This window comes from Psychrobacillus sp., assembly GCF_032154225.1.
Taxonomy (GTDB): Bacteria; Bacillota; Bacilli; order Bacillales_A; family Planococcaceae; genus Psychrobacillus.
The window spans coordinates 25,567-39,367 of record NZ_JALDYF010000018.1 but is presented as its reverse complement, the minus strand read 5'-3'; the positions used below and the strand labels follow the sequence as shown (position 1 = coordinate 39,367).

Here is a 13,801-nt window from a genome sequence, read left to right as displayed (position 1 = left end):
TGAGTAATTAGATTGAGGTGAATGTGAATTGGAGCGATGGAAAGGGATTATTTTAATAATTGTAGGTGCAATGCTTTGGGGAGCAACTGGGCCAATGATGGAATGGGTTTTGGATGATAGTGGAATATCAGTTTCCTTTTTCTTAACTGTTCGTTTAGCGGTTGCAGGAGCGTCCATCCTATTATTTATGAAGTTAAAAGGAAAAAAGATTTTTGCTATTTGGAAAGAACCTAGTTGGGTGAAGCAATTAATCATCTTTGGGATACTTGGCATGTTAGGGGTGCAATATACTTTTGTAGCGGCGATAGAAGCAAGTAATGCATCGATTGCTACGTTGTTGCAATTTTTAGGGCCTATATATATTATTTTATTCGTGTCATGGAAAAGTAAGATGTTCCCACCAAAATATCAGGTAATAGGTATTATTGGTACGCTCACGGGATTATTTTTATTGTTAACGAATGCAAGAGTGGATCAGTTATTAATCAGTAGAGAAGCACTGCTATGGGGTCTTGGTGTAGGTCTAACGTTTGCTATTTATACAGTGTATCCAGCGAGGTTAATGAAAGAATGGGGAGTTTTAATCGTAGTAGGTTGGGGAATGCTTATAGGTGGTATTGTCGTAGCGGTTGTATCACAAGTATGGCGTTCGGACGAGTGGGGTTATTTGACAGATTATCCAACCAATTTGATGATCGTGTTGATTATTTTAATCGGAACGGTCGCATTCATTTTGTTTTTATCTAGTATGAAATACATATCAGCGGTGGAAACGAGTATTTTATCGAGTATTGAACCTTTAACGGCGATGATCATTTCGATGATTTGGTTTGGACAATTACTTGGTACATGGCAATATGTTGGTGTTGTCGTTATGTTGTTGTTTGTGACGTGGTTGTCTATTGCTGGAGAGATTAAATGGAAGAAGAGAAAGACACAAGAGATGACTTAAATTATTTTAAGTCATCTTTTTCTATATGTTCAGGAATGGTTATGGCATAATAGATTTAATAAATAATTAATTCGAGTAACGAAGAACTTAGGGGTGTTGTGTTTGTGAAAACGATCTTTTCTTATTTATCTCCATACAAATTGCTTGTAGTTATTGCATTAATTTTTATGTTGCTGGAGCTTTCAGTGGAGCTTATTCAACCGTTGTTAATCGCAACTATTATTGATGATGGGATTTTAGCCAGCGATCAACAGGCGATTATTTTCTGGGGAAGCATTATGCTCGTACTTTCTTTTGTAGCTTTCGTAGCAGGTGTTATTAATACATATATTGCTTCGCATATTGTTCAAAGTTATGGGTACGATATTCGCCAGTCGCTATTTAAAAAGATTCAATCGTTCACAATGGCTACTTTTTTAAAGTTTCCGACTGCTAGTTTAATCACACGATTAACGAGCGATGTGACGATGACGCAAAACGTTATTTTCATGGGCTTACGAATTATGTTGCGTGCTCCATTAGTTGTAATCGGAAGTATTATTATGGCGTTTTTTGTGAATGCATATTTAGCGATGTTTTTAGTAATAGGGGCTCCTTTTTTAATCGTGTTTTTATATGTGATGAGTAAAAAAGGACTTATGATGTTTGGAAATGTTCAACTAAGCGTGGACCGTGTTACGCGCAAAATACAAGAAAACTTACAAGCGGTACGTTTGATCAAGGCTTATTTACGTGGGAGTTTTGAGTCTAGCCGGTTTGCTGAAGTAGCTGACACATTGAAAATGGATAATGTGAAAGCATTCCGTATTATGGAATTGATACTGCCTGTCCTTTTATTCGTGATGAATGTCAGTTTGATGGCGGTGCTTTGGTTTGGAGCTAAAGAAATTCAAACTGGCGATGTTCAGATGGGAAAACTTGTAGCTATTGTAAACTACGCAATGCGTATGACAGGTGCATTTTCTATGTTTGCTTTCATCATTATATTTTTCTCACGTGCTAAAGCTTCATCAGACAGAATGGAAGAAGTTTTACTCGTAGAAGAAGGAATAGAAGAAATGAATGATGCTTCTTCTCATCACACGTTGAAAATAGGAGAAATTGAGTTTCAGCATATTTCATTTAATTATCCGACGACAAATATTCCTGTTTTAGATGATGTATCGTTTACGGTTACGACAGGATCGAAGCTGGCGATTATGGGGGCAACAGGCTCTGGTAAATCTACCTTATTGAATTTAATTCCTCGTTTTTTTGATGCGACGGAAGGGAAAATATTGATCGATGGGGTAGATGTGAAGGAGTGGCCATTGAAGGAATTGAGACAAGTAATAGGGCTAGTTCCACAGCAGTCTATTTTGTTTACGGGAAGTATTGAAGATAATTTAGGATGGGGCAATTCAACTGCTTCAGAAGAGTTGCTAAAAGAGGCAGCTAAACAAGCGCAAATACATGAGTCAATCGAGCAATTTCCAGATCAATATGAAACAAGAGTTGGTCAAAAAGGGGTCAATTTATCTGGAGGGCAAAAGCAAAGATTATCTATTGCTAGGGCATTAGTTCGGAAACCAGATATTTTGTTATTGGATGATAGTACAAGTGCGTTGGATGTATCGACTGAAAATGCATTATGGGAAGCCTTAGAGCAGGAAAAAGCAACGATGCTCGTTATTACGCAAAAAATAAGGACGGCTAGAGGGGCGGATCAAATCCTTTTATTGGAGGAAGGAAAGGTTTCTGCTTATGGTACGCATGAGGAACTGATGGAAAGCTCTTCTTTATATAGAAAAATTGCTGAATCGCAGCAGGAGGGAGACGAGCATGTTGAATTTCATTCGTAAACCTTTTGGGTATGAGCCAATCATAACGAAGGAAGATTTGAAGAAAGATCATAGAAAGAAAGTAGATAAGGCTTCGAATTGGAAAGATGTTCTCGGTCGAATTTGGAAGTATGTAGATGAGCAACGATTTTTATTGGTTGTTGTGCTGTTATTAGTTATTGCGAGCTCTGCACTGGCGTTACTTGGGCCTTATATGATCGGTGTTATTATCGATGATTACTTAACTGCAAGTCGTTTTGCAGGATTAGCAAAAATGATTGGTATATTAATCATCGTGTATGTATTTTTATCGATTACGATGTATTTACAAAGTTATTGGATGATTGGTGTTGCACAGCAAACGATTTATCGACTTCGTACGGGTTTGTTTAACCATCTTCAAAAACTGCCTGTGTCGTTTTTTGATAAACGTCAGCATGGAGAATTAATGAGTCGTGTAACAAATGATATTGAAAATGTCAGTCAAACATTGAATAGTTCGTTCATACAAGTATTTTCTAGTATATTAACATTAGTTGGGACAACGGTAGTTATGCTACTCATTAGTCCATTACTGACTGTTATTACGCTAATTATTGTCCCATTTATGTACATTGCTATGAGATGGATTACGAAGCGCACATCGAAACTGTTTAAAGAGCAACAGCAAGCAGTTGGTGATTTAAATGGAATGATTGAAGAAACGATTTCTGGTCAGCGCATTGTGAAAGCTTTTTCGCAGGAAAGTCGTATGCTAGAAGAGTTTTCAGTGAAAAATGATCGATTAAAACGGACCGGATTTTGGGCGTTAACGTATTCCGGTTTTATCCCGAAAGTGATGAACTTTTTAAATAATGTCAGCTTCGCACTTGTTGCAGCAGCCGGTGGAGTTTTAGCGTACTATGGTCAAGCTACGATAGGTGAGATTGTTATTTTTACGGAGTATGCGCGTCAATTTACTCGTCCGTTAAACGATTTAGCGAACCAGTTTAATACGGTGCTATCTGCAATTGCAGGGGCTGAGCGTGTATTTGCGATTATGGATGAGCCAGTGGAAGTAGACGCGGCAACGGAATATACAGATTATAAACTAAAAGGAAATGTCACATTTGAAGATGTGACGTTTCGATACAATAAAGAAGATGAAAGTCCTACGATTGAGCATGTCTCTTTCCATGTAGAAGCAGGGAAAACAGCGGCACTAGTAGGGGCGACAGGTGCTGGGAAAACAACGATTATGCAGTTACTTGCACGTTTTTATGAAGTGAATGAAGGTAGAATTCTAATTGATAACATCCCGATCGAGGAGCTATCTAGGCATACATTACGTAGCCAAACAGCATTTGTTTTACAAGATCCATTCCTTTTTGAAATGAATGTAAGGGAAAATATTCGTTATGGGAAGCTAAATGCAACAGATGAAGAAATTATAGAAGCTGCCAAACAAGCGAATGCACATGAATTTATTATGAAGTTACCAAATAAATATGATACGATTTTAAGTGCAGATGGCGGAGAAATTAGCCAAGGGCAAAAGCAATTATTATCGATTGCACGAGCATTAGTTGCAGATCCAGCCCTTCTTTTATTGGATGAAGCAACGTCGAGCATTGATACTGTAACAGAACTGAAAATCCAAGAAGCGTTAGAACGTTTAATGGAAGGAAGAACTAGTTTCGTTATTGCACATCGATTAAATACGGTTCGAAAAGCAGATTTAGTATTTGTGATGGAAAGTGGTAAGCTAGTAGAAGGTGGCTCGCAGGAAGAGCTACTTGAACAAAAAGGTCGTTACTATAAGATGGTAACTAATTAGAAGATTTGAGGAGAACAGTATGCAAATTTCAATGATGACAGTTTCCATTCCAATAGATGCTGAAACATTAGGCGAAATAAAAGAATTACTTGCACATACACTTGGGGAAGATAAAGTAGATTATGCTTCAGTAATAAGTGCGGGTGAGTTGGGTGATGCCCATTTAAAAGGCTTTTGTGTGTTAGCTTATAATGATGACACGGATCAACTGGTAGGTGTTTTAACGGCTGTTGATCGAATTGCAACATTAGATTATGAGTGGAGCGGATTAGTGCTGCCAAGTGCCCGAAAGCAAGGTATCGGAGAGCAACTCGTCGCTGAATTATCACGTAATCTAGAACTTCGAGGTGCTGAAACAGAGTTAGTGTTAGTGCCGGGAGAAGCGAAGGAAGGGAAAAAACTATTAGGGAAACTTGGATATATGCATGATTTTTCTGAATACACGATGGTTGCAAGTGCAGAAGAGAACGCACTGGCAAATAAGGTGAAAATATTTCCGTTCGATGGTACGGATGATAATGCATTAGTTGATATATTAGCTAGTGCATTCGAAGAGACAGAAGAAGAGGCGCGTGAGCTTATTGCCTTTAATACAGTGACGCCGAATCGTCGACTAATGCTTGCTACAAGTGATGATGTGGCTGTGGGTACTGTTGCAATCGTAGATGATGTTGATAAGTTATGGGTGACGGGTCTTGCAGTGCATCCGAAGGCAAGAAGAAAAGGTATCGCAACGGCTATTTTAAATTGGTCCAAACATGAAGCGCATCTCCTTGGGAAGTCTTCTGTGTGTTTAGATGTGGAAACGGATAATGAAAATGCATTGTCTGTGTATGAAAAAGCAGGGTTTAGAACGACTAATCATACAAATCTTTATCGAAAAGGATGACAAAAGGTATTCGGAATGCTTGTATTCCGAATACCTTTTGAATTTTTGGGGGAAAATGGATCTCTTCATCCAGCTTGTTTAGAAAAATGCCGGATTATCTCCGAAAATCTCGAAGTATCTCGTAAAATTTCAAAGTATCTCCGAAAATCTCAAAGGATCTCATAAAATCCTGAAGCAGTCATGTTCTTTCTATATAAAAGCTTCCACGTTCGTCGTATAGCGCAATGTGAAGCCTGGAGTGAGTAAGAAAATGCGTCGCTAAGATGTTTTTTCTCTGTTCTCTTGTATGGAAAAAGAATCGTTTACAAACTTTAAACATATGTTCAATATTTCTTTCATAAACTTGCTATATGATGAATGATGAAGAAATCATTCAATTGAAAAGGAGCGATTTTATTGGGATTAAACGAACATCATGTAACGATGAAAGTTTCGAAAAAACCGTTGAATGCACTGCAATCTACATATGTCAGGAAAAAAGTACAAACTAGCTTACAATGGATTATTTTGAAAAAAGCTAGACCACCTAAATCTAAATACATCCCTATACCACCTAGGGATTAATATATTTGACGTCATTTCCCCTATGGAAATGGCGTTTTTATGTAAACTGCAATAAAAATATTCTAAATAGGCATAGTTATAATGATAAACTAGTAAACAAATACCGATAATATATGTATAGAGAGGGAGGTTTTATTGTGAAGGTATATGCACATAGAGGGTCATCAGGAACGCATCCCGAAAATACAATAGCGGCATTTGAAGCAGCTGCAAATCTTCCGGTTCATGGAGTAGAATTTGATGTACATATGACGAAGGATGGAGAGTTAGTCGTCATCCATGATGAGTCTATCGATCGTACATCTAATGGAACAGGCTTTGTGAAAGATATGCTACTTGCAGAACTTAAAAGCTATGATTACGGTATGTGGTTTTCAGCTGATTTTACGGGACAAACAATCCCTACATTAAGCGAAACACTTCATATCTTTAAAGATACGCGTCATCATCTTAATATTGAGCTGAAATCGGATATTTTTCCTTATGAGGGAATGGAACAGAAGGTTTTGCAACTATTGAAGGAGTATGGACTTGAGCATCGTGTCGTTATTTCTTCTTTCAATCATGAAATGGTACGAAGCTTTAAACAACTAGCTCCACAAATAGAGACGGCTATTTTGTTTATGGAAGTAATGATTGCGCCACATGAATATGCAAATGTAGTTGGAGCAGATGCACTTCATGCATTTTTCCCAACTGCTTTACGACCAATGGGCAGAGATATAGTTACAAGTGGTAAACAATTACGCGTATTTACAATAAATGAAGAAGTATATGCAGGGATGCTAAAATCAGTAGGTGTTCATGCAATTTTTACAGATTTTCCAGAACGTATGTATAAGTACTTAATGAATGGGGTGTTATAAATGTTAAAAGGTAATTTTCTTATGCTCCTTTTATCAGGAGTAACAGTGCTATGCTCCATAATTATTTTTATATTGCATCATTTTACTGGATTTCTTTCAGAATATAGACAGCTTATGGGCTATGAAGCGTTGAGTGGGAATATGACCATTCTAATGTATCTTTTTATGACTTTACCAATACTTTTCCTTATTGTTTCTATTTTATTGTATAAAAATAATGAACAGCATAAGTGGTTGCCAACTGCTATTACACTAACGCTTACTTTTTCTTCGATTGCGATCATCGCTGCTGGAGACGGGCAAGTAGAGTACCATTTTTCTATTTTTATGGTTGTAGCAATGATTGCTTATTTAGGTTCGAGCAAGCAAGTTATTCTGAGTACAATCGTTTTTGCAATTCACCATTTTGCAGGGTATGTATTATTTCCACAGCTTATTTGCGGAGTAGCGGATTATAAATTTTCCTTGTTAATGATTCACGTTGTTTTTCTTTTATTAACAAGTGGGGTAAATATTATTTTAATACTTAACAGACAGCGAAGTGAGGCTACTAGAAAGCTAGAGCAAGCTAATCACAATAACCATTTAAAATCAATTCTTTCCACATTGAATACTACCATTGAAAATTTGCAGTATACATCTAGCGAATTATCGGCAGGATCGCAGGACTCTAACCAAGCAACGATTAATATACAAGAATCTATCCAACTGCTAAGTGAGGCAATAGCTGATCAATCTACAGGGGTTAATAAAAGCGCGCAGCAAATCGAAGCATTATCTAGTGATTTGACGCATGTGAAAAACTTGGCGATTGAAAGTAGAGATAAAGCTCAACAGGTTTCAGAAAGTGCGGTTAATGGGAAGACTTTGATAGCTAAAACTCAAAGTCAATTTGAAAAAACACAACAAATTGTGCATGTATTAGCGGAGAAATTGGAAGTTTATCAATCAGAAGTTTCTAGAATTAGTACACTGGCAACGTCCATTACAAGTATTTCAGATCAGACGAAACTTCTTGCGTTAAATGCTTCGATTGAGGCGGCACGTGCTGGGGAAGCCGGAGTTGGGTTTGCTGTCGTAGCAAATGAAGTAGGGAAACTGGCAACGCAGTCAGAAGGCACTTCTGCTGAAATACAAGGTGTCGTATCGAAAATTAGCACGGATTCAGAAGAACTTATTGAAAATATTGAGACGGTCTTGAATGAATTAAACCTAAGTAGAGACTATATGAATAAATCTGAAGAAACGTTCCATGCAATTACAAAGGAAACAATTGAAACGACAAATTACTTAAGTGATTCAGTAAATTATACAGCTAAAGTAGATCAGTCTTCTCAAGCGTTATTAGAGTACATTCAACATATTAATCACTTATTAAAAAGTAATGAAGACAATGTTTATCAAATATCTGCGGCTTCAGAAGAACAATTAGCATCATTTGAAAATCTTGTTAACTTGGCTGAATCGCTTGAAAGTTTATCGCAAGAGATTGATAAAGTATCGAAAGAAATAAACATAGATTAAGTAAAAGGCGACCGATTCTACCGGTCGCCTTTTTGTATACGCTATTATGTTTTTCTTAATAACAAATACATAAAGTAAGGAGCGCCAATGAGTGCTACCATAATTCCTGCGGGTATACCATCTGGATTGATTAAATTCCTACCAACAGTATCAGCAAAAAGTAACAGCCAACCACCTATTAAAATAGTTACAGGTAAGAATAGCTGATGTCGTGGACCAACTAATGACTTCGCTATATGTGGAGCCATTAATCCGATGAAGGCGATCCCCCCGGTAACTGAAACGGCAGAAGCAGCAAGTGCAACCGCGGCTAATAAAAGAACAACTCGCTCCTTTTCAATGGATACGCCGACTCCAATAGCTACTGGCTCGCTCAACCCTAGTAGATTTAGTTTATTGGCTTTGTAAAAAGTAAATGGAATAAGAACAATAAGCCACGGTAAAAGAGCTAAAATAAATGGCCAATCCGAGCCCCAAATATTCCCCGCTAACCATTTAGCGATGAAGTCTACTTTTTGTCGTTCTGCTGAAGAAATAAGTATAATCATCAAGCCAGAAAGGGCCATTGAAAATCCGACCCCGATTAAAATTAATCGAACAGGCTGTAAACCAACTTTTCGATTATATGACAATATATAAATAAAGAAAGCAGTAAGCAAAGCCCCGATAAATGCAACAAAGGGTAGCATATAAACAAAAGAACTAGGCTGTATTGGAGAAAATAAGAAAAACAAAGAAATAGCTACGCCGGCTCCAGAGTTGATCCCAATAATACCTGGATCAGCTAAATCATTGCGAGTAATACCTTGTAAAATTGCCCCCGAAAGAGCTAAAGCCATACCAGCTAGAATTGTTATAATAATTCGCGGTAAACGAACAGAAAATAAAACAAATTCCTCTTTGAATGTCCCATGTCCTAGTAAAGTTGGCAAAAGACGATCAAAGGATAAAGAAGAGTATCCTATTCCTGCACTAATAATCACAGTTAAAATAATGAGCATCGATAATATGAGTAAAATAATACGCTGTTTTTTTAATAGTTCAGGTTGAATCATTGGAATGCGCCTCCTCCTTTGCGAACAATAAGAAGGAAGAAAGGTAGACCAATTATTGCAATAATAGCCGCAACGGGTGTTTCATAAGGAATATTAACTGTTCGTCCAAGTAAGTCGGCAAGTAGCATAAGAATAGCCCCAACAATCATGGACATTGGAATAATGAAACGATAATCTGTCCCAACAATTGCACGGACAATATGGGGAACCATTAATCCAACGAACACCATATTGCCAACAAGTGCAACTGATGCTCCTGCGAGTAATATAACAATGATAAACAGGGCCAATTTAATTTGAGTCGTTTTTTGCCCTAGACCGACTGCAACTTCTTCATTTAAACTCAGAATAGTTAATTGTCTTGAAAGGAGAAGCGCAACTAGCATCCCTAAACTTATAACTGGAATGATGATGCTCAACTGATTCCAATTTGTACCGATTAAACCACCAGCTGTCCACATAGAAACATCTTTTGAAATTTTAAAATAAATTCCGATTCCATCTGCAATTGCATATAAAAATGCAGAAACAGCTGCTCCTGCAAGTATAAGTCGTAAAGGAGAAAATCCTCCTTTTTTCATTGCGCCAATACTAAAAACCATAATAGCTCCAACGGTTGCTCCGATAAAGCAAGCAATCGTAATGCCAAAATAGTTTATAGAAGGTAGAAGGGCGAACGAGATTGCAAGTGCAGCATTTGCTCCTGAAGTAAGTCCAAGTAATCCAGGATCTGCTAGGGGATTGCGAGTAATTCCTTGCATAATCGCTCCTGAAACAGCAAGTGCAGCTCCTACAACGATTGCCCCGACTTCACGCGGAAAACGAATCTCACGTAAAATATTTATTTGATCATTTTTTGCATTTGAAAACAATGCTTGCCATACGTCTTGCACAGATGTTTCCGCTGCACCAAATACCATAGCTAGGATGAACATACCGAAAAGTAATGCCAATCCGATAAAAAATTTTATAGTAAAATGAATAGAAGATGTCATCGTTCGTTTCCTTTCTACACTAGAAAAGCGGAAGCGCCTATGTTTGCCCCGAAAGGCAAATGGGGAAAAGCGAGGAGGCAGTTCCCCAGCCACCGGAGTTTTTTCACATTTGACCTCGAGGGGCTAGGCGCAGAAGCTAGACAGTTAATCAGTAAAGAAGTTCATATTTTCTTATTTGTTAAAGAAGGGAGGAATTCGTTACTAGAATTCCTCCTCAACTCATTAGTTTATGAAGCTTTCTTTAAAGAATTCAAGTTGATAGTCTAAAGAAATTGGATCATTAAAATAAAATTCCTGAGCATTTGCTTCAAATACTTGATTGTTTTGCACAGCAGGAATATTTTTATAAACATCCGTTTCTTGGAATGAATTATCTTGATCTGCTGTTTTACTGAAAACGATATAATCTCCTGCAAATTCAGGAAGCACTTCTAAAGACAAAGCATAGTACCCCGCATCTAAAGCCATTTCTTTTACTTTTTCAGGCATTGTTAGGCCCATTTCTTGATAAAGAATTTCTGTTCCACGACCCCAATTATCCCCAAATACATATATTTGTTTATCAAAGTTTTCAATTACAGAAACAGTGGCATTTTCTCCAATAACTGCTTTTATTTCTTCCCCGGCTGTTTTCGTCCGCTGTTTAAAATCATTAATCCAATCTTGTGCTTCTTTTTCTTTGTTCAGTAATTTTCCTATTTCTAAATGCTGCGTTAAATAGTCTACTTTGCCATAAGTGAATGTTACAGTTGGTGCGATTTCTTTTAATTTATCTAGGTTTTGAGCAGTAGAAAGTCCGATGATTAAGTCTGGCTCTAGCTCGATAATCTTTTCTAAGCTTTCCTCAGATACTTCTTCAACATTTGCAAAGAATTTATCATATCGAGGATTGTCTTTTGACCATGAATCTACTCCAACTAAATTTACATCAAGCGCAGCTACATTACCTGCAAAAGAAGATACAACAATTACTCGTTGTGGATTAGCGGGTACTTCAATTGGACCTTCTTCTGATTGATATGTAATCGTTGTCGGCTCTTGTTTTTCTTCGCTCGGTTTTGATTCTGATTCCGTTTTTGTTCCACTACTGCAAGCAGTTAAAGTTAGTACGAATAAAAATAAAATTGGTAATAGAAGTTTTTTCATATTGTTAATCCCCTTTTAGTAAGTTGTATGTAATACACATGGGCTTTTTTGTTCTTGGATCTAGACCAATTTCGGCATCGATATGGAACACATCCTGTAATACTTTTTGCGTAATAACTTCTTCGCAAGTACCAGCTTTAACGATTTGACCTGCTTTTAAAGCAACAATATAGTCTGCGAAGCGCGCAGCTTGATTGAGATCATGTAATACCATTACAATTGTGCGTTTTTCTTCTTGATTGAGTTTTTGTAATAGCTCAAGAACTTCTAATTGATGTGCCATATCTAAATAAGTTGTTGGTTCATCTAAGAAAATAATTTCTGTTTCTTGGGCAAGAGCCATTGCAATCCACACACGTTGACGCTGTCCTCCAGAAAGAGCATCAACTGGATAATACCTAAACTCGCTTGTGTTTGTTACGCGAAGCGCCCATTCGATGACTTCATAATCCTTTTTTGATAATCGCCCAAAGCCAGTTTGATATGGAAAACGACCGTACGATACGAGTTCTCCGACAGTTAAACCGCTCGCACTTTCAGGTGTTTGTGGTAAAATGGCCATTTTTTTTGCAAGTTGCTTCGTATTTTCTTTTGTTACACTTTTTCCATCTAGCACAATAGCACCGGATTGATGGGAGATAATACGAGTAATTGCTTTTAGTAAAGTAGACTTACCACATCCATTTGGACCGATAATTGTTGTAATTTTTTGATCAGGTATTTGAACAGACAATTCTTTCACAATTAACCTCTCACCGTAGCCAATGGAGAGATCGTCTGTATAAAGGCGAACCATATTACAAAACCTCCAAACTAATAGTTGCATAAATAAATGATAACGATTATCATTATCACAAGTGTTACTATATTTAACTTACTGTTCGATGTCAACTAAAACTTTTTAGGTAGGAGATTGATAAAATGCAAAATATATATGACATAACAATTATTGGTGGAGGCCCAGCAGGGCTTTATTCTGCTTTCTATAGTGGTTTAAGAGAGATGAAAACAAAAATTATTGAGTATCAACCACAATTGGGTGGGAAAATACATGTTTATCCGGAAAAGATGATTTGGGATGTAGGAGGACAAACGCCGATTTCAGGGGAAAAACTGATCCAGCAGCTAGTACAGCAAGGACTCACTTTTGATCCCGAAGTAGTGTTAAATGAAAAGGTCGAATCAGTTACGAAAAATGAGGATGGAATTTTTGTTTTACATACAACATCAGGACAAATGCATTTTTCAAAAACAATAATCATTGCAGTTGGAAGTGGAATATTAAATCCTACAAAACTAGAAATTGAAGGTGCAGAGCGATTCGAAGTAAGTAATTTAAATTACACCGTCAAATCAATCCAACGTTTTAAAGATAAAACAGTTATTATTTCTGGTGGAGGAAATGCAGCGATAGATTGGGCAAACGAATTAGAGCCAATCGCCAAAAAAGTATATGTTAGCTACCGAAAAGAAGCACTAAATGGACATGAAGCCCAAGTGACACAGTTGTTAGGTAGCTCGGTAACTTGCTACTTTAATACGACTATTTCAAAGCTTATAGCGAGCGATAATCACGATGTAATTGAACGAGTGGAACTAACGAATAATGACACTGAGGAAGTTTCACATTTAGCGATAGATGAGGTTATTATTAATCATGGGTATGAGCAAGATGCAGAGCTTCTCAAAAATAGCGATATAAATATTGAAATTGCGGAAAACTTTTATGTGAATGGTACTAGTTTAAGTGAGTCTTCTGTCGAGGGGGTTTATGCGGCAGGAGATATTTTACATCATCCTGGGAAGTTACATTTAATAGCTGGAACTTTTCACGATGCAGCAAATGCAGTAAACAGAGCAAAGCAATATATTCAACCAGATGCAAGTAATGTAGCGATGGTATCTTCTCATAACGATGTGTTTAAAGAACGCAACAAAGAGTTAATCAAGGAGTTGGTATAGAAAAAGGTAGTATATAAAATTATAGTATGGACTTCGTTACAAGCAGACGCTTACCATGGGAATTGCCTCAGCCTCTTCGGTCGCTAGCGCTCCACTGGGGGTCTTCGACTAACGCTTATCCCGTTGGTGTCGCCACCTTTAACCACATCCATCCTGCTTATAGGAGTGTATTCATGTACTTTCTATACTTAACGCCTTTCATGTAAGAGGAA

The 13,801-nt window shown here is 37.3% G+C and carries 11 protein-coding genes and 1 pseudogene; 8 read left to right on the top strand and 4 right to left on the bottom strand.

The genetic code is table 11. The features are described from left to right. Positions 1–28 precede the first annotated feature (28 nt). From RUH95_RS17720 to RUH95_RS17690, 7 genes are all read left to right on the top strand, one after another. Entirely contained in the window at positions 29–952 is a 924-nt protein-coding gene (locus tag RUH95_RS17720) for a DMT family transporter (RefSeq protein ID WP_313894228.1), read from the top strand. Positions 953–1,056: 104 nt separating this feature from the next. Continuing rightward, positions 1,057–2,793, top strand: a complete 1,737-nt coding sequence (locus RUH95_RS17715) for an ABC transporter ATP-binding protein (protein WP_313894227.1) — start codon at positions 1,057–1,059, stop codon at positions 2,791–2,793. Then, a complete protein-coding gene (locus tag RUH95_RS17710) occupies positions 2,774–4,588 on the top strand; it encodes an ABC transporter ATP-binding protein (RefSeq protein ID WP_313894226.1) in 1,815 nt (604 codons plus the stop codon). The genes RUH95_RS17715 and RUH95_RS17710 overlap by 20 nt, the downstream gene beginning before the upstream one ends. 19 nt (positions 4,589–4,607) lie before the next feature. Further along, complete coding sequence (locus tag RUH95_RS17705) at positions 4,608–5,477, top strand: GNAT family N-acetyltransferase (RefSeq protein ID WP_313894225.1); 870 nt, start codon at positions 4,608–4,610, stop codon at positions 5,475–5,477. Between the two features lie 396 nt (positions 5,478–5,873). Further along, positions 5,874–6,041 (top strand): hypothetical protein, encoded by a 168-nt coding sequence (locus tag RUH95_RS17700; RefSeq protein WP_313894224.1) that lies wholly within the window; start codon positions 5,874–5,876, stop codon positions 6,039–6,041. A 137-nt stretch (positions 6,042–6,178) separates the two neighbouring features. Continuing rightward, a complete protein-coding gene (locus RUH95_RS17695) occupies positions 6,179–6,907 on the top strand; it encodes a glycerophosphodiester phosphodiesterase (protein ID WP_313894223.1) in 729 nt (242 codons plus the stop codon). Beyond that, on the top strand, positions 6,908–8,431 hold the full coding sequence (locus RUH95_RS17690) for a methyl-accepting chemotaxis protein (RefSeq protein WP_313894222.1): 1,524 nt from the start codon (positions 6,908–6,910) through the stop codon (positions 8,429–8,431). Between the two features lie 44 nt (positions 8,432–8,475). Here RUH95_RS17690 and RUH95_RS17685 read toward each other — a convergent pair whose 3' ends face one another. The 4 genes and pseudogenes from RUH95_RS17685 to RUH95_RS17670 all read right to left on the bottom strand — a co-directional run. Further along, the gene (locus RUH95_RS17685; RefSeq protein ID WP_313894221.1) at positions 8,476–9,486 is read right to left on the bottom strand and encodes a FecCD family ABC transporter permease; all 1,011 of its coding nucleotides are present in this window, start codon (positions 9,484–9,486) and stop codon (positions 8,476–8,478) included. Next, entirely contained in the window at positions 9,483–10,481 is a 999-nt protein-coding gene (locus RUH95_RS17680; RefSeq protein WP_313894220.1) for a FecCD family ABC transporter permease, read from the bottom strand. The genes RUH95_RS17685 and RUH95_RS17680 overlap by 4 nt, the downstream gene beginning before the upstream one ends. 222 nt (positions 10,482–10,703) lie before the next feature. After that, positions 10,704–11,627, bottom strand: a complete 924-nt coding sequence (locus RUH95_RS17675; protein WP_313894219.1) for an iron-hydroxamate ABC transporter substrate-binding protein — start codon at positions 11,625–11,627, stop codon at positions 10,704–10,706. Between the two features lie 7 nt (positions 11,628–11,634). Then, positions 11,635–12,423: pseudogene (locus tag RUH95_RS17670) on the bottom strand (ABC transporter ATP-binding protein); the annotation flags it as partial. 125 nt (positions 12,424–12,548) lie between these two features. On the opposite strand from RUH95_RS17670, the gene RUH95_RS17665 reads away from it, so the two are divergent. Further along, positions 12,549–13,589 carry an NAD(P)/FAD-dependent oxidoreductase gene (locus tag RUH95_RS17665; protein WP_313894218.1) on the top strand — a complete coding sequence of 347 codons (1,041 nt, stop codon included), beginning with the start codon at positions 12,549–12,551 and terminating at the stop codon, positions 13,587–13,589. Positions 13,590–13,801: the final 212 nt, after the last annotated feature.